Source organism: Streptomyces sp. NPDC001732 (assembly GCF_053596315.1).
The window spans coordinates 65,394-83,744 of record NZ_JBSFFY010000010.1 but is presented as its reverse complement, the minus strand read 5'-3'; the positions used below and the strand labels follow the sequence as shown (position 1 = coordinate 83,744).

21 protein-coding genes and 1 tRNA gene are annotated in these 18,351 nt (G+C 70.5%); 10 read left to right on the top strand and 12 right to left on the bottom strand.

Going from position 1 to position 18,351, the window contains the following annotated elements; translation table 11 throughout:
- Positions 1-83: 83 nt before the first annotated feature.
- A tRNA-Ala gene (locus tag ACWCXX_RS13520) sits at positions 84-157 on the top strand.
- A 132-nt stretch (positions 158-289) separates the two neighbouring features.
- Here the strand turns inward: ACWCXX_RS13520 and ACWCXX_RS13515 are convergent.
- Entirely contained in the window at positions 290-1,276 is a 987-nt protein-coding gene (locus ACWCXX_RS13515) for an aldo/keto reductase (RefSeq protein ID WP_451126609.1), read from the bottom strand.
- A gap of 143 nt (positions 1,277-1,419) precedes the next feature.
- The gene (locus tag ACWCXX_RS13510) at positions 1,420-1,899 is read right to left on the bottom strand and encodes a GNAT family N-acetyltransferase (protein WP_451126607.1); all 480 of its coding nucleotides are present in this window, start codon (positions 1,897-1,899) and stop codon (positions 1,420-1,422) included.
- Positions 1,900-1,949: 50 nt separating this feature from the next.
- Here ACWCXX_RS13510 and ACWCXX_RS13505 point away from each other — a divergent pair, with 50 nt between their 5' ends.
- Positions 1,950-2,765: an exodeoxyribonuclease III gene (locus tag ACWCXX_RS13505; protein WP_451126605.1), complete on the top strand. Its 816-nt coding sequence runs from the start codon at positions 1,950-1,952 to the stop codon at positions 2,763-2,765.
- Between the two features lie 227 nt (positions 2,766-2,992).
- On the opposite strand, the gene ACWCXX_RS13500 is transcribed toward ACWCXX_RS13505, so the two are convergent.
- On the bottom strand, positions 2,993-3,643 hold the full coding sequence (locus tag ACWCXX_RS13500) for a MerR family transcriptional regulator (protein ID WP_451126818.1): 651 nt from the start codon (positions 3,641-3,643) through the stop codon (positions 2,993-2,995).
- A gap of 168 nt (positions 3,644-3,811) precedes the next feature.
- Here ACWCXX_RS13500 and ACWCXX_RS13495 point away from each other — a divergent pair, with 168 nt between their 5' ends.
- From ACWCXX_RS13495 to ACWCXX_RS13475, 5 genes are all read left to right on the top strand, one after another.
- Complete coding sequence (locus tag ACWCXX_RS13495; protein WP_451126603.1) at positions 3,812-5,395, top strand: flavin-containing monooxygenase; 1,584 nt, start codon at positions 3,812-3,814, stop codon at positions 5,393-5,395.
- Complete coding sequence (locus ACWCXX_RS13490; protein WP_451126601.1) at positions 5,392-6,411, top strand: alpha/beta fold hydrolase; 1,020 nt, start codon at positions 5,392-5,394, stop codon at positions 6,409-6,411. The genes ACWCXX_RS13495 and ACWCXX_RS13490 overlap by 4 nt, the downstream gene beginning before the upstream one ends.
- Complete coding sequence (locus tag ACWCXX_RS13485; protein ID WP_451126599.1) at positions 6,408-7,301, top strand: SDR family oxidoreductase; 894 nt, start codon at positions 6,408-6,410, stop codon at positions 7,299-7,301. Before ACWCXX_RS13490 ends, ACWCXX_RS13485 begins: the two co-directional genes overlap by 4 nt.
- Positions 7,302-7,386: 85 nt before the next feature.
- Positions 7,387-7,593 (top strand): hypothetical protein, encoded by a 207-nt coding sequence (locus ACWCXX_RS13480; protein ID WP_451126597.1) that lies wholly within the window; start codon positions 7,387-7,389, stop codon positions 7,591-7,593.
- A 347-nt stretch (positions 7,594-7,940) separates the two neighbouring features.
- Positions 7,941-8,381: a peptidoglycan-binding domain-containing protein gene (locus ACWCXX_RS13475; protein WP_451126595.1), complete on the top strand. Its 441-nt coding sequence runs from the start codon at positions 7,941-7,943 to the stop codon at positions 8,379-8,381.
- Between the two features lie 229 nt (positions 8,382-8,610).
- On the opposite strand, the gene ACWCXX_RS13470 is transcribed toward ACWCXX_RS13475, so the two are convergent.
- From ACWCXX_RS13470 to ACWCXX_RS13460, 3 genes are all read right to left on the bottom strand, one after another.
- Entirely contained in the window at positions 8,611-9,486 is an 876-nt protein-coding gene (locus ACWCXX_RS13470; RefSeq protein WP_451126593.1) for a helix-turn-helix domain-containing protein, read from the bottom strand.
- Positions 9,483-10,367, bottom strand: coding sequence for a helix-turn-helix domain-containing protein (locus ACWCXX_RS13465; protein WP_451126591.1), 885 nt, complete (start codon positions 10,365-10,367; stop codon positions 9,483-9,485). The genes ACWCXX_RS13470 and ACWCXX_RS13465 overlap by 4 nt, the downstream gene beginning before the upstream one ends.
- 296 nt (positions 10,368-10,663) lie before the next feature.
- Positions 10,664-11,134 (bottom strand): hypothetical protein, encoded by a 471-nt coding sequence (locus tag ACWCXX_RS13460; RefSeq protein WP_451126589.1) that lies wholly within the window; start codon positions 11,132-11,134, stop codon positions 10,664-10,666.
- A gap of 204 nt (positions 11,135-11,338) precedes the next feature.
- Between ACWCXX_RS13460 and ACWCXX_RS13455 the strand changes: the two genes are divergently transcribed.
- Entirely contained in the window at positions 11,339-11,722 is a 384-nt protein-coding gene (locus ACWCXX_RS13455; protein ID WP_451126587.1) for a VOC family protein, read from the top strand.
- 115 nt (positions 11,723-11,837) lie between these two features.
- Here ACWCXX_RS13455 and ACWCXX_RS13450 read toward each other — a convergent pair whose 3' ends face one another.
- From ACWCXX_RS13450 to ACWCXX_RS13430, 5 genes are all read right to left on the bottom strand, one after another.
- On the bottom strand, positions 11,838-13,097 hold the full coding sequence (locus ACWCXX_RS13450; protein ID WP_451126585.1) for an NAD(P)/FAD-dependent oxidoreductase: 1,260 nt from the start codon (positions 13,095-13,097) through the stop codon (positions 11,838-11,840).
- A 182-nt stretch (positions 13,098-13,279) separates the two neighbouring features.
- On the bottom strand, positions 13,280-14,485 hold the full coding sequence (locus ACWCXX_RS13445; RefSeq protein WP_451126583.1) for a glycosyltransferase family 39 protein: 1,206 nt from the start codon (positions 14,483-14,485) through the stop codon (positions 13,280-13,282).
- Positions 14,486-14,834: 349 nt separating this feature from the next.
- Complete coding sequence (locus ACWCXX_RS13440; RefSeq protein WP_451126581.1) at positions 14,835-15,446, bottom strand: hypothetical protein; 612 nt, start codon at positions 15,444-15,446, stop codon at positions 14,835-14,837.
- Positions 15,446-15,628 (bottom strand): DUF397 domain-containing protein, encoded by a 183-nt coding sequence (locus ACWCXX_RS13435; RefSeq protein WP_451126579.1) that lies wholly within the window; start codon positions 15,626-15,628, stop codon positions 15,446-15,448. Before ACWCXX_RS13435 ends, ACWCXX_RS13440 begins: the two co-directional genes overlap by 1 nt.
- A complete protein-coding gene (locus ACWCXX_RS13430; protein ID WP_451126577.1) occupies positions 15,606-16,484 on the bottom strand; it encodes a helix-turn-helix domain-containing protein in 879 nt (292 codons plus the stop codon). Before ACWCXX_RS13430 ends, ACWCXX_RS13435 begins: the two co-directional genes overlap by 23 nt.
- A 117-nt stretch (positions 16,485-16,601) precedes the next feature.
- Here ACWCXX_RS13430 and ACWCXX_RS13425 point away from each other — a divergent pair, with 117 nt between their 5' ends.
- Both ACWCXX_RS13425 and ACWCXX_RS13420 read left to right on the top strand, forming a co-directional pair.
- Positions 16,602-16,883 carry a hypothetical protein gene (locus ACWCXX_RS13425; RefSeq protein WP_451126575.1) on the top strand — a complete coding sequence of 94 codons (282 nt, stop codon included), beginning with the start codon at positions 16,602-16,604 and terminating at the stop codon, positions 16,881-16,883.
- A complete protein-coding gene (locus ACWCXX_RS13420; RefSeq protein WP_451126574.1) occupies positions 16,880-17,353 on the top strand; it encodes an ATP-binding protein in 474 nt (157 codons plus the stop codon). Before ACWCXX_RS13425 ends, ACWCXX_RS13420 begins: the two co-directional genes overlap by 4 nt.
- Here the strand turns inward: ACWCXX_RS13420 and ACWCXX_RS13415 are convergent.
- Positions 17,340-18,260 carry an RNA polymerase sigma-70 factor gene (locus tag ACWCXX_RS13415; protein WP_451126572.1) on the bottom strand — a complete coding sequence of 307 codons (921 nt, stop codon included), beginning with the start codon at positions 18,258-18,260 and terminating at the stop codon, positions 17,340-17,342. The two genes, ACWCXX_RS13420 and ACWCXX_RS13415, sit on opposite strands and share 14 nt — an antisense overlap.
- Between the last annotated feature and the right edge of the window lie 91 nt (positions 18,261-18,351).

Genomic DNA, 18,351 nt, shown 5'->3' with positions numbered 1-18,351 from the left:
GGCCGCGACGCCGGCTCGGCTGACCAGCGGGGACCGGATTTCCGAGCACCCCGTCAGGGGTGCTAGAGTTTCACTCGTTGCAAGGGCCTGTGGCGCAGTCTGGTAGCGCACCTCGTTCGCATCGAGGGGGTCTGGGGTTCAAATCCCCACAGGTCCACAACAACGCAAGAGCCCCTACTGGGTCAGCCCGGTAGGGGCTCTTCGGCGTACCGGGCGGGGTGGCCGTCCCCCGGCCCCGCCCGGCACCCGGTCTCCCAGCCCCCCCCGAGCAGGAGGACGGCCCGGGAAATCAGTGCGCGGCGTCCAGGCGGGCCCGCTGGTCGTCCGTCAGTTCCAGGTCGACCGCCGCCAGGTTCTCCTTCAGTTGTGCCACCGACGACGCCCCGGCCAGCGGGACGACGGGCAGTCGGCTGCCGATCTGCCAGGCCAGGACGACCTGGTTGAGGCCGGCTCCGGTCTCGGCGGCGACCTCGCGCAGCACCGCGAGCCGGGCGGGGGTGCCGGGGTGGTCGTAGTCGTCGGGGACCGGCTTGTCGGCGCGGGTGTACGCGCCGGCGAGCAGCGGGGAGTACGCGACCAGGGTCAGGGCGGGCTCGGCGCGCAGGTAGCTGAGCAGTTCGGGTCCGGCGTGGCCGAGGCTGCCGTCCCGGAAGAGCGGGCCGGGTACGTCGTACCGGGGGCGGAGGTGGCTGTGCTGGTACTGGAGCACCTCGTAGCCGGGCACTCCGGCCGCCGCTGCGAGCGTCCGGGCGCGCTCCACCCGCCAGATGGCGTGGTTGCTGGCGCCGAGCAGCCCGACCGTCCCCTCGGTCGTCAGCTCCCCGAACGCCTCGACGGTCTCGCGGAGCGGGACGGTCCGGTCCTCGATGTGTGCGTAGAGCAGGTCCAGCTTGTCCACCCCGAGCCGTTCCCGGCTGCGGTCGGCGGCCTCGCGGACCGCCTTCGCGGAGAGCCCTTCCGGGTTGTCGAGGAAGCCGGTGCCGGGGGCGAGCGGGGCGGCGCCCAGCTTGGTGGCGATGACGATCTCGTCGCCGATGCCGCGGCTGCGCCGCCACTTCCCGAGCAGCCGCTCGCTCTGGCCGCCGAGGCCGCCGTCGACCCAGAAGGCGTAGTTGTCGGAGGTGTCGATGAAGGTGCCGCCCGCCTCGACGAAGTGGTCCAGGATGGCGAACGAGGTCTTCTCGTCGGTCACCGAACCGAAAAGCATCGCGCCGAGTGCGAGGACGCTCACCTCTCGGCGGGTGGCGGGATTCGTTCCGATGGTGCGGTACTTCATGACTGTCCCCTCCCGGGTGCGACCGCCGTCGTTCGGTGGCCACGAGAGGGAGTGTGCTTGTTGAAGTGCACTTCAACGCAAGGCCGTTGGGGCCGCTGCCGTGCGGGGCCGGGGTGGGGGAGTCCCGGTGCGGCGGGCTCTCCTCAGCGCAGCGGCTTGGCGTAGCAGCGGCTGCTCTCGTACATGCGGTAGTGACCGAACTTCTCGCACGGGGTGTACCCGCTGGACGTGTACAGCGCGATCGCCTCGGGCTGCCTGTCCCCGGTCTCCAGCACCATGCGGATGCGGCCCGCCGCCCGTGCGTCGTCCTCCAGGGCGGCCAGGATGCGGCGGGCCAGTCCGTTGCCGCGGCCCTCGGGTATCACGAACATCCGCTTGAGCTCGGCGTCGCCGTCCGAGTAGCCCTGGTCGTTGCGGTCCTGGGCGCGCCAGCCGCCGGTGGCGACGGGGCGGTCCTGAGCGTCGTAGGCGAGGAGGTACAGGCCGTTCGGCGGCTCGAACATCGACGCGTCGAGCGGTGTGACATCGCCCTCGTCGCCGTACCGCTCGGCGTATTCGAGCTGCACCTGGTCATTGAGTTTGACGGCGTCGGGGTGGTCGAAGGGCCGAGGCTGGATATTCATGCGAAAAATGGTACATGTATGCAGGCGGTCGATGTCGGTATCGTGCCGGAATGCTCACTGTCACCACGGTCAATGTAAACGGGCTCCGTGCCGCCGCCAAGAAGGGCTTCGTCGAGTGGCTGGCCCGTACCGAAGCCGATGTGATCTGCCTGCAGGAGGTGCGGGCCGAGCCGCAGCAGCTCCCCGACGAGGTGCGTGACCCCGAGGGCTGGCACACCGTGCACGCGCCGGCCGCCGCCAAGGGCCGGGCCGGTGTCTCCCTCTACACGCGCCGGGCGCCCGAGCGGGTGCAGATCGGGTTCGGCGGCTTCGGGGTCGCCGGGAGCGAGGAGTTCGACGCGAGCGGCCGTTACGTCGAGATCGATCTGCCCGGCGTCACGGTCGCGAGCCTCTATCTGCCCTCCGGCGAGGTCGGCACGGAGAAGCAGGAGGAGAAGGAACGATTCATGGCCGCGTTCCTGCCCTATCTGAAGGGGCTGAAGGAGCGGGCCGCCGCCGACGGGCGCGAGGTGGTGGTCTGCGGCGACTGGAACATCGCCCACGAGGAGGCCGACCTGAAGAACTGGAAGGCCAACAAGAAGAACTCCGGCTTCCTCCCCGAGGAGCGGGAGTGGCTGACCCGGGTCTTCGACGAGGCCGGGTACGTCGACGTCGTACGGGCGCTGCACCCCGACGTGGAGGGGCCGTACTCCTGGTGGTCCTACCGGGGGCGGGCCTTCGACAACGACACGGGCTGGCGGATCGACTACCAGGTGGCCACGCCGGGACTGGCCGCTCTCGCGGTGAAGGGCCTGGTCGAGCGGGCCGCCACGCACGGCGAGCGGTGGAGCGACCACGCGCCCGTGACGGTGGTGTTCGAGCACTGACCCCGGGCCGCCCGTGCGCCGGAGTCCCGGCCGGGTGCGGGCCATGTGCGGACCGTGTGCGGGCCGGGGCTTCGAACGGTGGATCGTGCGAACAGTAGATCGTGCGAACTGGAGGGCGTGCGGGGCGGTTCGGGCCGGGCAGTATTCCGGCGTGCGATCAAGAACAGGGTTCAGCGGCCGGGGTTCGACGGTGAGGGGCGCGGCCCCCGGGAAGCGGGGTACGACGTTCAGGAAGCGGGGGCCTGCGGCTGTTCGCCGGCGCTTTCCCGGCGCAGCCGTCGGTCCAGCGCCATGGACAGCTCGGCGTCCACCACTGCCCGTGCCAGCGGCCGGAGTTGGGGCGGCTCGGCCTCGTCGCTGTGGTCCCGCAGGACGTTCACGAAGAGTTCCGCGAGCGCGTCCGCGTGTTCGCGCACCCGGCGCCCCGCCGCGAGCACCGTGGCGAGCGGCACGCCCTCCCGCACCAGCTCGGACGACACGTCCAGCAGGCGGCGGCTGATGTGGACGATCTCGTCGCCGTCGGTGGCGAGATAGCCGAGGTCGAGGGCGGTGGCGAGGTTCTCGGCGCTGGTCTCGCCCTCGAAGTAGTCCGCGAGCTGTTCGGGGGTCAGGCGGACCGGCGTCTCCTCGGTCGGTTCGCCCAGGCCCAGCACCTCGGCGACGTCCCGGCCGCTCTCGAAGGTACGGGCGAGATCGGCGATCCCGGTGAGGGTGTGGCCGCGTTCCAGCAGGCCCGTGATGGTGCGCAGCCGGGCGAGATGATGGTCGTCGTACCAGGCGATGCGCCCCTCCCTGCGGGGCGGCGAGATCAGCCCGCGCTCCCGGTAGAAGCGCACGGTCCGCACGGGGATGCCGGCTTCCCTGGCCAGCTCCTCCATGCGGTATTCACGGTGCTCGTGTCCTTCAGCCACAGCCGAACCCTATGTTGTACCGCCGGTAACTTTCCCTCGCCGTACCCCTACCCATCGGTACGGAGCTGTTCTACTCTCCCAACTATGCCAGTGATTGCTGGCAGAGTCGTGTGACGTACCGCAGGAGGCGGCAGCATGGCCCAGCACGAGCACGTACGGGTGGCGGTGATCGGATCCGGATTCGGGGGCCTCGGGGCCGCGGTCCGGCTGCGCCGCGAAGGCATGACCGACTTCGTCGTCCTGGAACGGGCGGACTCCGTCGGCGGCACCTGGCGCGACAACAGCTACCCGGGCTGCGCCTGCGACGTACCGTCCCACCTCTACTCGTTCTCGTTCGCGCCCAACCCCGAGTGGCCGCGCACCTTCTCCGGGCAGAAGCACATCCGCGCCTACCTGGAGCACGTCGCGGACACCTTCGGGCTGCGCCCGCACATCAGGTTCAACCATGAAGTGACAGTCATGCGCTGGGACCGCGACGAGCTGCACTGGGTCATCGAGACGGCGAACGGGGCCACGCTCACCGCCGATTTCGTCGTCTCCGCGAGCGGGCCGCTCTCCGACCCGAAGATGCCGGACATCCCCGGTCTCGCCGACTTCCCCGGCAAGGTCTTCCACTCGGCCCGCTGGGACCACGACGCCGATCTGGCCGGCAAACGCGTCGCGATGATCGGCACGGGCGCCTCCGCCATCCAGATCGTGCCCGCGATCCAGCCCCGGGTCGGCAGGCTGACGCTCTTCCAGCGCACCCCGCCCTGGGTCATGCCGCGCATGGACCGCAAGATCAGCGGCGCCGAGCGCTGGCTGCACCGCGCGGTCCCCGCCACCGGCACCGCCCGCCGCGGACTGCTCTGGGGTATACGGGAGTTGCAGGTCAGCGCCTTCACCAAGCACCCCGGCGAGCTGGGTCTGGTCGAGAAGATAGCCAAGGCCAACATGGCACGGTCCATCAAGGACCCGGAGCTGCGCGCCAAGCTGATCCCCTCGTACCGCATCGGCTGCAAGCGCATCCTGCTCTCCAACACGTACTATCCGGCGCTCGCGCAGCCCAACGTGGACGTGGTCGCCTCCGGCCTGGCCGAGGTGCGGGGCTCCACCGTCGTCGCCTCGGACGGCACGGAGGCCGAGGTCGACGCGATCGTCTTCGGCACCGGCTTCCACGTCACCGACATGCCGATCGCCGAGCGCGTGATCGGCGCGGACGGCATCACGCTCGCCGAGTCCTGGAAGGACGGCGTGCAGGCGCTGCGCGGGGCGAGCGTCTCGGGCTTCCCCAACTGGATGACGATCATCGGCCCCAACACCGGGCTCGGGAACTCCTCGATGATCCTGATGATCGAGGCCCAGCTGAACTACATGGCCGACTACCTGCGCCAGCTGAACGTGCTGGGCGGACGCGTCGCCCTCGACGCACGGCCCTCGGCGCTCGGCGCGTGGAACCGCCGGGTCCAGGAGCGGATGAAGCGCACCGTGTGGAACACCGGCGGCTGCAACAGCTGGTACCTGGACGCCAACGGGCGCAACACCACGGTCTGGCCGGGCACCACCTCCGAGTTCCGCAGGGTGACGAGGTCGGTGGACCTCTCGGAGTACGAGGTCGTACGGGCCCCGAAGCGGACGGCCGCCGCGAACGGCTCGGCGGGTGGCTCCGTGGGCGCGGAGAAGCCGGCTGCCGGGGAGCAGACCGCTGGGAAGGCCGTTGCCGAGGAGGTCGCGGGATGAGCCGGCTGTTGCGGCGCGACGGCGCGCCTCCGGTGCCCGCGCGCGAACTCACCGTCCGCTCCGCCGACGGCGCCCGCATCCACGTCGAGGTGCACGGCCCGGACGGGGCCCCCGCCGTGGTCCTCGCACACGGCTGGACGTGCAGCACCCGCTTCTGGGACGCGCAGACCAGGGCCCTCGCGGCGGACCACCGGGTCGTCGTCTACGACCAGCGGGGCCACGGCGGTTCGCCCGCGGTCGACCGCGGCGGATACGGCACCGACGCCCTCGCCGACGACCTCGAAGCGGTACTGGCCGCCACCCTCGCACCGGGGGAGAAGGCTGTGCTCGCCGGGCACTCCATGGGTGGCATGACGATCATGGCCGCGGCCCGGCGCCCCGGGCTGCGCGAGCACGCCGCCGCCGTACTGCTGTGCAGCACCGGGAGCTCGCGGCTGGCCGCCGATTCGGTCGTGGTGCCGATGCGGGCCGGGGCGCTCCGGACCCGGCTGCACCGCGCGATCCTCGTGGCGTCGGCCCCGCTGGGGCCCGTCACTCCGATTACCCGGCGGGTGCTCAAGTACGCCACGATGGGACCGGGGTCGGCCCCGGAGCGCGTGGAGACCTGTGCCCGGATCGTGCACGCGTGCCCGAGGAAGGCCAGGGCTGCCTGGGGGCACGTCCTCGCGGACCTCGATCTCGACGCGGGCGTACGGGAGTTGCGGGTGCCCACGGCGGTGATCGCGGGCACCGAGGACCGGCTGACGCCGCTCGGGCACGCACGGGCGATCGTGGCGGCGCTGCCCGAGGGGCTGGGGCTCACCGAGCTGACGGGTATGGGACACATGACGCCGGTCGAGGCGCCGGAGGCGGTCACGGCAAAGCTCCGGGAGCTCGTCGCCGCGTACCTTCCGGCGGCCGGGACGACAGCGGCGGCGAGCGCGGACACGGGCATGGATACGGGCACAGGCGCGGGCATGGATACGGGCGCGGGCACGGACACGGACGGCACGGCCGAGAAGGAGGAGGTCGCATGAGCGGCAGGCGGAGTCTCGAAGGACAGGTCGTCGTCGTCACGGGCGCGGCGCGCGGCGTGGGCGAACTGCTGGCCCGCAAGCTCTCGGCGCGCGGTGCGAAGCTCGCGCTGGTCGGCCTGGAGCCGGACGAGCTGAAGAAGGTCTCCGAGCGGCTGCACGCGGAGAGCGACCACTGGTTCGCGGACGTCACCGACCACGAGGCGATGGCACGCGTCGCCCAGGAGGTGAAGGAGCGGTTCGGAAAGATCGACGTCGTCGTCGCCAACGCCGGTGTCGCCGCGGGCGGTCCGTTCGTCGACTCGGACCCCGAGGCGTGGCGACGGGTCATCGAGGTCAACCTGATCGGTGGCGCGGTGACGGGGCGGGCGTTCCTGCCGGTGCTGATGGAGAGCCGCGGCTACTTCCTCCAGATCGCCTCGCTCGCCGCGATGACCCCGGCGCCGATGATGACCGCGTACTGCGCGTCCAAGTCGGGCGTGGAGGCGTTCGCCCACAGCCTGCGGGCCGAGGTCGGCTACCGCGGGGTGAAGGTCGGGGTCGGTTACCTGTCGTGGACCGACACGGACATGGTGCGGGGCGCCGACCAGGACGACGTGATGCGGGAGTTGCGGCAGCGACTGCCCTGGCCGGCGAACCGCACGTACCCGCTGGGCCCCGCGGTCGACCGGATCGTGGCCGGCATCGAGCGCCGTTCCCCGCACGTGTACGCGCAGTGGTGGCTGCGCGGGATGCAGTCCGTGCGGGGCTACCTGCCCTCGGTGATAGGCGTCGTCGGACAGCGGGAGGTCCGCAAGTTCGGGTCGCGGCTGGAGGGCGTGAGCAAGGGGCTCGTGGGCGCCGGGGGCGCGGCCGACCAGGACGCGAGGGCGGCGCGCACGCAGAGTGACTGATCGACATGCGCCCCGAGCCGGGTCCTGAGAATCTGGTCGAGGTCCTCACGGACCGTCCCCCACGTACTCACGAGGAGTGAACGGCATGGGTATCGCCGACCAGTTCAAGGACAAGGCGCAGGAGCTCGCCGACCAGGCGAAGCAGAAGATGGGCGAAGGCCGCGAAGAGGGCCGCGAGCGGACGCAGGACGCGTCCGGGCGGGCTCAGGACGCGTCGCGACAAGGCCGTGGCAAGGCGCAGGACAAGGCCCGTGGCACCACGGGCGACATGCGCGAGCCTCGCAACCGCTGACGTGTTCCGCAGCCCCGGCTTCGGCCCCGGCTCCGGCCCCGTGCTTCTGCGCGTTGTCTGACGAATGACGAGAGGGTGTGTCCGGGAGGCCGGGCGCACCCTTTCGCCGTGGGTGCGCGGTACGGCGACGAGGGGAGGGGCGGAATCCGATCTGCCGCATTCGTCCCGCCGTCCCACCGTCCCGCCGCACTCTCACCGCGAACGACGTCTCCGCAGGTCAGTGGGTGGGACGTCCCGTGAGCGCGTCACTTTCCCGGTGGCTGTGGCCGCCCCTCCTTCCCGCCCCGCAGTCTTGTCGCAGAGCCGGCCAGGTCGGTCGGATCGCTCCAATGGGAGGGAAAAGGGACATGCGAAACATGACGCGGGTGTTCGTCGGCATCACCACCGCCGTCGCGATCGCCGGAGGGGGCGTGGCCGCCGCGGGCACCAGCTTCGCGGCGACCGGGCAGCCCACGCAGGCGGTGGCGAGCGCCGACGCCGTCACTCCGCTGGCGGTGAACAACATGGGCCTCAACACCACCCAGGCCAAGAGGCTCCAGCGCGACCTGAAGGCCAACTGGGGTTACAAGGGCAAGATCGACGGTCAGCTCGGCACCGAGAGCTGGAAGGCGATGCAGCGCTTCCTCAAGCAGTGGGGTTACAAGGACAAGATCGACGGGATCGTCGGCAGCAACACGGTGAAGGCCATGCAGCGCTGGCTGAAGGCCAACTGGGGCTACAAGGGCAAGATCGACGGAATTGCCGGGGCGGGGACCAAGGCCGCGCTGGCGCGGTACTGCAATTCCTGAGTCCGCGACAACTCCTGGGTCCGCGACTTCTGGGCTGCGGCCCTTGAGTTCGCGGCCCCTGAGTTCGCGAATCCTGAGTTCGCGTTGAGCGGCTGAGCCGACGGTGCCGGGGCGCCGGATCTTCGAGCCTTCGGGTCTTCGGGCCTCCGGGTCTCCGGGTCTTCGGGCCCGGCGCCGTCGGCACTCCGGTGTTCTCCTTGCTCTCCTTGTTCTCTTTCGACGCCTGGGTTCAGCCGGTGAAGCATTCGGGGCGGCTGCCCGGTACCTTCAGGCAGATTCTGGCGCCCGCCTTGCTGTCACCTGCGGCCATCGGGGTGGCCAGGTACTGTCCGGCGTCGCGGCCTCCCACAGCCGTGACCTGCTGGGTGTGCCCGGTCGGCAGGGACAGCTCGACCCGGTCGCCCGGCAGCAGCCCCGTGGTGCGTACCCACAGGGTGCGGCACAGCTCGGCATGGCGGAGCTCCAGGCGCCGCCCGCCGGAGGCGGTGTGGGTGGCGAGGGTGGTGATCATGCCGGCCCCGCCGCAGCCCATGGCCACGGGGTTCTTGCCCTCGCAGCCGTCGGCCCTGCACCCGGGGTTGCGTACGGGCGGCTCCGTGACGGCGGTGGGTCGCCCGGCGCCCGGCTCCCCGCCGGGGGAGTCGGACACGGCCAGACCGGCCGCCACCACCCCGACGGCGGTCGCGACGGTCGCGACGACCGCCCACCATCGCACGCCCGCACGGGCGCCGGAGGCGGACGGGGCGGCGGGACCCCCCGATTCCTCCGATTCCTCAGAGCTCCCCGGCTGTTTCGCCGACTGCGATACCTTCGGCTGCCCCGGCTGCCCCGGCTGCTTCTGCACGGACACGGGCCGCGCCCGGCCGCTCCACTCGGCGTCCGCCAGTTCCCAGAGCGCCAGCAGCCGGCCGGGCGGCGTCCCGGTGAGCGCGCACAGCGCCTCGACCGCCTGGCGGGGGGCGGGCTTCTTCCCGTTGAGGTACCGCTCCCAGGACGATTTGCTGTACGGGGTACGGGCCGCCAGCGCGGCCAGGCTCAGCCCGGACCGTTCCCTGATGCCCCGGAGCTCCTCCGCCAGTTGACCGCCCACGGTGGAAGCAGTCATCTGCGCAGCTCCCTCCAGGTGTCCGGGCCGATGATGCCGTCGACGACCAGGTGGTGAGCCTGTTGGAACTTCTTCGCGGCCCCCTTGGTGCGCTCGTCGTACAGCCCGTCGAAGACCCCGGGGTCGAAGCCCTTCTCACGCAGCAGGCACTGGGCCTCCACCACGTCGAAACCGGTGCTGTTGATGTCGAGCAGCATCTCGCGGGTGTCGCTGTGCCCCGCCCGCAGCCTGCCGTCCTTCCGCTGCACCGTGCACTCGTAGGTCTGGCCGCGCAGATACCCCGTGCCGGCCGCCACGGGCCCGGTCCTCTTTGCCGGGGCGTCGTCGCCCCACGTCCGCCCCGTCAGCAGTCCGGCCCCGAAGGACACGGCGACGGCCAGGACCACCACGGCGAGCACCCGTCCCAGCGGCACCGTACGTCCGGGCCGCCCAGGCTGCTCAGACACCGGAGCCGGTACCGACACCGACGCCGTCTCCTGGCTCTCTCCCTGCTCGGTCTCGTTCTCGGGCCCGGTCTCCGGGGACGACGAGGGGGCGTCCGTACGGTCGGCTGTACGCCCGGTGGTGGGCCTGGTTGTGGGCCCGGTTGTGGAACCGGCCTCGGGCGCGGGTGCCTTGACGCGGGACCGTTCGGCGACGTCGTACAGCACGAGGAGCCGCGTCGGCTCCGTACCGCAGACCCGGGCCAGTTCTTCAACAGCCGTGCGCGGTACGGGTTTCTTCCCGTTCAGGTACCGCTCCCACGAGGAACGGCTGTAACTGGTCCGGCCCGCGAGGGCGGCCAGGCTCAAATCGCTGTGGTCCTTCAACCTGCGCAGCTGGACGAGCAGCTGACGTTCGTTGTCGGAGATCTCTGCGGGCAGCTCTTTCCATCGCGGCATGCGGATTCCCCCCGATGCTTGCGGCCGATGCCATAAATAATGCGGCATCGCGGCCACGCAGAAGAAGCCGTGGTGTGTCGGCCACGGACCATCGTCCCACGATTGTGTCCCCAGAGGGTACGTCCTCGCAGGTCAGGGCATGGAATGTCCCACACGGGCCCAGATCGGCCAGCAGCTCTGGCCGTACGGAAGTTGGCGCATCAGAGTTGTTGCCGAGCCCGGGTCCTCCGGGCTGCTGCCGGGGGCCGGTGCGAAGAAGGACGGGGGTCTACTTCGCACGGCCGGCCGGTCGGCCCTCAGGCCTCGGGGTCGACAGAAGTGCGTTTGTAGTGACATGGGTAGGGATAGGGATCCCCTCCGTCCGCGTGGACAGTCCCATCCATCTGCAGCTCTCCGTGCTCCAAAAAGAAATGCAGAATCTGGATGTCGTTGTGATTCTTGAAACTGAGTACCAGATAGGGGGGCAGGCCGGGGTCTTTGTTGACCCCATGCCATTTCCCGTCGGATGAACGGCGTGTCACCTGCGCGTCCGGCACGGGGCCGTCCCACTGGACTGGAAAGTCTTTGCTGGAAAAAGTGTAATCGTCACGTAGTCGAAGTATCGGCGATCCGCATTTTCGCTCCCCGTCCCATCGGCCGACCAATTCGGAATGAGTTACGGCTTTTGGAGTGGCCACGGGCTTGCCCGCCCCGCAAGAGGACGGGGCGAGTGCCGTCACGGCGGCAGCTGCAAGGCTTGCGCCGATGCGAAGTATGTCGGGTTTCACGCTGTCTGCTTCCGGCCGTACTTTGGATGGCGCCCAGTATGCCGGTCGATGATCCGAAAGAGACGGCCCGGTGGGGCAGTTGGCCGGTCGGGCGGTCAGCTGGTCGGGCAGTCAACCGGTCGGCCGCGAGCGGATCCATCACCCCGAGGACGGCGGCGAGCCGATCCATGGCGTTCGGAGCGGAATTCGGGAAGGCTGGCCCGCATGGTTTCGGTAGTGCAGAACGTGGCGATCGACTGTGCGGATGCCTACGGGCTGGCCCGGTTCTGGAGCAGGGTGACCGGCCGTCCACTGGATCCGGAGGCCGGGCCGGGCGACCGGGAGACTCAGGTGCTGCTGGCCGAGGGGCCGGTGCTGTACTTCAACCAGGTGCCCGAGCCCAAGGAGATCAAGAACCGGATCCATCTGTGCCTGCGCCCCGAGACCTCGCGCGAACAGGAGGTGGAACGGCTGCTGGGGATCGGTGCCACCCTTGTCGCCGACCACCGGAATCCCGACGGCTCCGGCTGGGCGGTCCTGGCCGACCCCGAGGGCAACGAATTCTGCGTTCTCCGCAGCGAGTCCGACCGGGCCGCGATGAATCCCTGAGGCCCGCGCGCAGCCCTGCCCGGCGGCCACGCGCCGCCCTGCCCGGCAAGCACGAAGGCCAAGAAGGGCGACACGTTCGACTTGCGGGACGGCCTGCCCTCGCGCGCGGCCGTCGTCAGCGGTGCCTGGCGTTGACGACCAGGGCCCTGGCGACTGCTGCGGGGTTCAGGAAACGCAGCGGGCCGATCAGGCGGGCCGCGAACAGGTACATGTGCCGTGCCAGCGCCGTGTCGCGCGCCGCCGCCGAGAACATCAGCCGTTCCATGGGGTTGAACGGGCGGGACCTGGCGTAGTCGGCGGCCAGGTGCTGGTGGCCGCCCAAGCGGCGCCGGTGCTTGCGTGCGTACGTCGCGAGCGACTTGTCGAGGCCGCCCTGCGGCCCGGTCACGGTCGGTGCGACCGCCTCCGCCAGCCACTGCGCGGACTGCAGGGCCCACCCGCATCCCACGCCCCACAGGGGGTCGCCGGTCAGGGCGGCGTCGCCGATGAGCGCGACGCCCGGGGCGGTCGCCCTGCGGCTGTGGAGCGGATAGTCGACCGTGCCGATGAACTTGGTGATGCGTTCGGCGGAGTCGATGGGCGGGGCCTCGGGCAGGGCGCGGACGAAGTCGAGAAAGTTGCCCTCCAGGTCCTCCTTGAAGGCCGGCAGCCGCTTCTTGTCCAAGATCACCGCGAGGACCGTCACCCCGTCGTCGTTCGGGAACGCGTACGCCATGTCGGGTTCGAGGAACCAGGTCTGGCCGATCCCGCCGTGCAGCGGAAGGTTCCGGAAGTGCGCGAGGTAGCCGAACCGCGCGTTCTCGTGCACCCGACCGGGCACCTCGGCGAACTTCGCCACGGCCGAGTCCTTGCCGTCGGCGCCGACCACCAGCCGGGCCCGGATCTCGCGCTCGCCCCGGGGCGTCGCCGCCCGCACCCCCACGGTCCGCCCGGCTTCCCGGACCAGCCCGGTCACCCGGTGGCCGAGGAGCAGATCGACGCCGGGGGTCTCCGCGGCACGGGACCTGATCAACGGGTCGAGAACGCTGCGCCGGATGTTGTACCCGTGCGGCAGCTCAGGGCCCGTGAAAGCGGCATTCGGCTCGATCCATCCCCAACGGGTGTACCAACGGGCGTCGTTGCGAACGGCTCCCGCCTTTTCGAGATCGGGGACGAGGCCGAGTTCGGCCAGCACGGGGTGGGCATTGGCCGTGATGGAGTGGGTGCAGAGCACCTTGTACGCCTCGGGGTCCGAGCGGCGTTCCAGCAGCGCGACACGGGCACCGCGCCGGGCGAGCAGGACCGCCGCGGCACTGCCGGCGAGGCCGGACCCGCTGATGACGACGTCGTAGTCGGGTTCCGTGCTCTCGGGCCCCGTGCTCTCGGGCTTCGCCATGCGCCGATCGTCCCTTCGGATGTGCCGTTCGCGGGAGTGGAGCAGTGCCGCTGCTGTCAGGCACATGGCGAAGTGTAGGGAGTCGAAGGGCTGAGGAGTCGGAGAACCGGAGAGCCGGGGAACCGGAGAACCAGGAAACCGGAGAACCAGGAAACCGGAGAGCCGAGGAGTTGGTGACCGCGTTACGGAGGACCGGAACCGAGCAGCGTAAAGGCCCCGTACACCCCCGACGCGAGCGCCGCCACGCCCACGACGGCCGCCGCCGGAACCATCCGTCGCCGGAGGCCCGCCAGGGCCACCGCGGCGGGCAGCAGCAAGGGGAACGCGGGCATCATCAGCCGGGGCCTGGAGCCGAAGTAGCCGGACCCGATCAGCGAGATCACGACCACCACGAGGCAGTAGGTGATCACGGGCAGCGGCTGGCGCGGCCGTTGCCGTACGCACAGCCGCACCACCCAGAAGAGGAAGGCGAAGGCCGCGCACAGTCCGAGCCCGGCGAAGACGTTGCGGCCGAACTGTTCCGCCACGAACGCGGCCAGCGCCGCCCCTCCGTCGATCCGGTTGTTCCAGCCCGCCTGGACGTCGAAGTACGCGAACGGGTGCCCCTCGCGCACGGCCACGAAGACGATGTACGACAGCCAGCCCAGCGGGGCCAGGCACGCGCCCACCACCATCCGCCAGTGCGTCCGGAACGGTGCGCCTCCGCCCCGCGCGGTGACCAGCCGCCACACCGCGGTGACGCCGATCGCCGCGATCAGCGCCGCCGCGACCGGCCGCGTGAGCCCGGCCCCGGCGCACAGCACGCCCGCCGTGATCCACCTGTCGGTCAGAACGGCGTACAGCGCCCAGGCCGCCAGCGCCGTGAACAGCGTCTCGGTGTACGCCATGGACTGCACGAACGCCGTCGGGTACACCCCCCAGAGCACGGCCAGCAGCACGCCCGCCCGCCGCCCGTACAGCCGCGCCCCCACGGCGAAGATGCCCCAGGCGGCGACGAGCGAGGCGAGCCACGAGACCACCAGCCCCGCACCGGCCACACCGAGGGGCGGGACCAGGGCGGACAGTCCCCGCTCCAGCGCGGGCAGGAGCGGGAAGAAGGCCAGATCCGAGTGGAGGGCGCCGTCCGGGAGCCGGACCTCGTAGCCGTATCCGTGCTCGGCGATCCGCTGGTACCAGACGGAGTCCCAGCGCCCCGTCAGCCGGTGCATCCCGTCCTTGCCGGTGGCGGCGGCGGTGACCAGCAGAATCACGAGGCCGGTGAGCCGTACGGCGACATAGCCCAGCAGCGCGGGCGCGGCGCTGCGGAGCGAAACCTTCAGTGAACGGGACACGGAAGCCGGCCGCGGGGCGGCAGCCCGGGAAGGGGGGACGGCCTTGATCTCGGGCATAACGGAAAGTATCGCGTGTCGGTGGTTTCCGGACCGTACCGGCCTCGGTTCCGGCGGTCCGGCCCCGGGGCCGGGTGCTCGGCCTCGAACCCGGAGAGAGTGTGCTTGGCCTCGGGTGCGGGCCCGAAGAGGACCCCGCTGTCGTCAGGCGGTGGGACTGCGAACCCGACGTATGGGCGCTGATCCTCAAGGAACACGGCTACGTGGACGTGTCGGCGGCCGTGCTCGCCCCACCCCCGGGAAATCGGCGTACGGGCACTCTGTTCGTCCGGGGCGTACTGGCTCTGCGGGGCAGGGGGCGCACGATCATCGCAGGCAGGTCGGACAACGTCGGTGAGTCGGGCGGGGGTCAGTCCCAGATCACCGCTCGTTCCTGGAGCGGCGCGGCGTCCGGATCGCTCTCGTCGACCTCTTCCTCGTTCAGGTCGATCAGTGTTCCCTGCCCGCTCTCAAGGGCCTCGGCGGCAGCGGTGAGGAGCGCGCCGAGATCGGCGGGGCCGGTGAAGGAGGTGCCGCCCGTGCGGGAGAACTCTCCGGCTCGGCCGCAGGCGCTGGTGTCCCGGCAGTCGACGACCGTGCCATCGGTCGTGACGTCGTACGAGGCGACCTGTACGTAGCCCGTGTCCCACCATTCGCCGCCCCCGTTGTCGCTGCCCTGCGCGGAGCGCAGCAGGAGCGTTTGGGCGACGATCTCCGACACGGAGAGAAGGCGATGCTCGGAGGGCAGGCAGAACGCGGCCGGATTCAGCTCCTCGCCCGCCAGTTGGCCGCGGGCTCCGTTGTGCCGTCGCAAGGACGCCACCAGGCCGGGCGGGAACCGCAGGCCGAGCACTCGCTCCGCCTCGCGTATCTCGCCTTCACCGGCCGGGCTGTTCAGCGTTTCCAGCGTCCGCGGAGCATGCCGGTGCAGCCATGCCTCGATCCGGTCCCATGCGATGCGAATCCGGTCCGGTTCGCCCATCAGGAAACCTTGACGGACTCCACGAACGGGGTCCACGCGGACGCGTTCACGATGAGCACGGGCCCCTCGGGGCGCTTGGAGTCGCGGACGGGGACAATGCCGGGGTGCCCGTCCGCGACTTCGAGGCAGTTGCCACCGGAGGAGTTGCTGTGGCTGCTCTTACGCCAGGTAACGGCGTTCAAGTCGAAGTGGTTGAGCACCATTCCGGTAGTCCTCTGCCGCTTCCTCGATCATGGTGAGGGACGCCCCCGGCGGCGAGGCGGCGGCCCTCAAGAGATCGTACGACCTCCGATACTGCTTCACGAGGGCCGGATCGTCGACGGTGTTTCCGTGGTGCTGGCCCTCCATGTAGACCAGCGGAGGGGCGTCCGTGAAGTCCAGCACCATGGCGTTGCTCAGCATCAAGGCATGCGCTCCCGTGTTCCACGGAAGGATTTGTGTAAAGATCCGGCCCCTCCTGATGAGGGCGGCAATGTGGTCGAGCTGCTCGGCCATCTGCTGCGGTGGCAGGATCGGCATCCACAACAGGGACTCGGGCAGGATCGCCCAGTACTGCGGGGTTCGGTGGTCGGCTTCGAAAAGTTGTGCACGTGCCAGCCGTCCATTGACCTTCTCGTCGGTTTCTTCCGGAAGTTCGGGTAGCCGCTCGGCGCAGATCACGGCCCGTGCGTATGCCTCCGTCTGGAGCAGGCCAGGGAAGACGCCTGGTGACCACTCCTCGATGGACTCGGCGTGCTTCTCTGCTTCCAATACGCGCTCGAAGTACTCCGCATGGCCTTTGCGCCTGGACTTCTGCACGTCGTCGCAGCAGCGTGAAAAGTAGCCGTCCGTGCCGAATACCTGGTCCGCGTGCTGGGCGAGGTCCAGGGGGATGCTGCGGTTGCCGTGTTCGATCTCGCTGAGGAGCGAGATGCCGTAGAAGCTGCCCTCCGCCAGCTTCTCCAGGGTCATCCCGGCCTTCTCCCGCTGGTAGCGGAGCTCCTTGCCGTAGAACTGCGGGACGCCCGCCGAGCCGTCGATCTCCTTGCGCGTAGCCACCGTTGACCACCTTTCGCGCTGTGCGTTGTGGAGCGGGAAACCCTTCCAAGGTAGGGGCCCGTGCGGCAGCGTGTGAGGCGTTCGTCACAGTGTGCAACGAAAGGTGTACGGCTCCTCATGGACGACAGGCACGACGACAGCAGGCCCGACGACAGCAAGCACGACGACAGGCCCGGCGGTACCTCCATGCACGACATCCCCACCTACGACGTCGGCGCGGCCATCGACGCGTTGCGGGGCGCGCTCGCCGCGCACGGCATCATCCTGCCGTCGCTCGGGGTCGATCCGCTGACGCTCGCCGGGTGGACGACCCGGCCGCCGTTGATCGCGCTCGGCAACTGCAACGCGGTCACCGCGCACCGGCTGGCCGAGGTGTTGCGTTCGGCGGCCGGGGGATGAGCCCGTTGCCGGTCACGCTGGAGCTGCTCGCCGTGCCGAAGGCCGTACCGGAAGTGCGGCGCACTCTGCGGGAGCGATGCGGGGGCGCGGATTCGCCCGATCTGCTGCTCTGCGTCAGTGAGTTGCTGACCAATGTGATCGTGCACCTCGGGGAGGGGACGCCGGTGACGCTCCGGGTCAGCGGTACGTGCACCGGCCGGGTCCGCGTCGAGCTGAGCGATCCGGAGCCGGGTGCCTGGCCGGTGATACGGAGCGCGGCGGGCGGTGACGAGTCGGGGCGGGGGCTGGCGCTCGTGGACGCGCTGGCGCTGCGGTGGGGTGTCGAGCAGGGGCCGCGCGGCAAGACGGTCTGGTGCGAACTGCGGGCCCCGAGCGGGCCCCCGGCCGGTGGAAGGCCGAAAACGGCGGTCCGCCCCCCCGGGCCCGTGGGGGCGAGGGGCGGACCGGCGGGGCAGATCAGCGCAGGGTGAGCGCGGTCTCGGAGTCGACGCGGGTCAGCTTCTCCGGGTTGCGCACGTAGTAGAGGCCGGTGATGAGGCCGTCCTCGATCCGGAACGCCACGACGCCGTCGACCTCGCCGTCCAGACGCAGCACGAACGCCGGGTTGCCGTTGGCCAGGGTGGGGCTGATGGTGATCGCGGCGGTGGTCTTGCCGGTGCCGCCGACGAGGTAGCGGGCCACCTTGTCGGCGCCGATGATCGGCCGTCGGGCGGCCTGCTTGATGCCGCCGCCGTCGCCGAGGAGGACGACGTCGGGGGCGAGTACGTCGAGTAGGCCCTGGAGGTCCCCGGTCTCCAGGGCGCGCCGGAACGAATCCACCGCCGCCCGGGACACGCTCGCCGAGACCGTCGTGCGGGGGCGGCGGGCGTCGACGTGCCGGCGGGCGCGGTGGGCGATCTGGCGGACGGCCGCGGGGGTCTTGTCGACGGCGGCGGCGATCTCGTCGTAGTCGACGTCGAAGACCTCGCGCAGTACGAAGACGGCGCGTTCCGTCGGCGACAGGGTTTCCAGGACGAGCATCAGGGCCATCGACACGCTCTCGGCGAGTTCGACGTCCTCGGCCACGTCCGGCGAGGTGAGCACCGGTTCGGGAAGCCAGGGGCCGACGTACGCCTCCTTGCGGCGCGACAGCGTGCGCAGCCGGTTGAGGGACTGCCGGGTGGTGATCCGGACCAGGTAGGCGCGCGGGTCGTGGACCTGGTCCAGGTCGACCTCGACCCACCGCAACCAGGTCTCCTGGAGGACGTCCTCCGCGTCGGCCGCCGAGCCGAGCATTTCGTAGGCGACGGTGAAGAGGAGGTTGCGGTGGGCGACGAACGCCTCGGTCGCCGGGTCGGTGGTGGCGTGCTCGTCGCGTTCGTCGTGGGCGTCGTTCACGGCGGCCTCTCTGTGGCTGTCGGCAGGCGGTTGTCGGTTGTTGGTTGTTGGTTGTCGGCTGTTGGCGGTCGGCTCCGGGTTATCGGTTTCC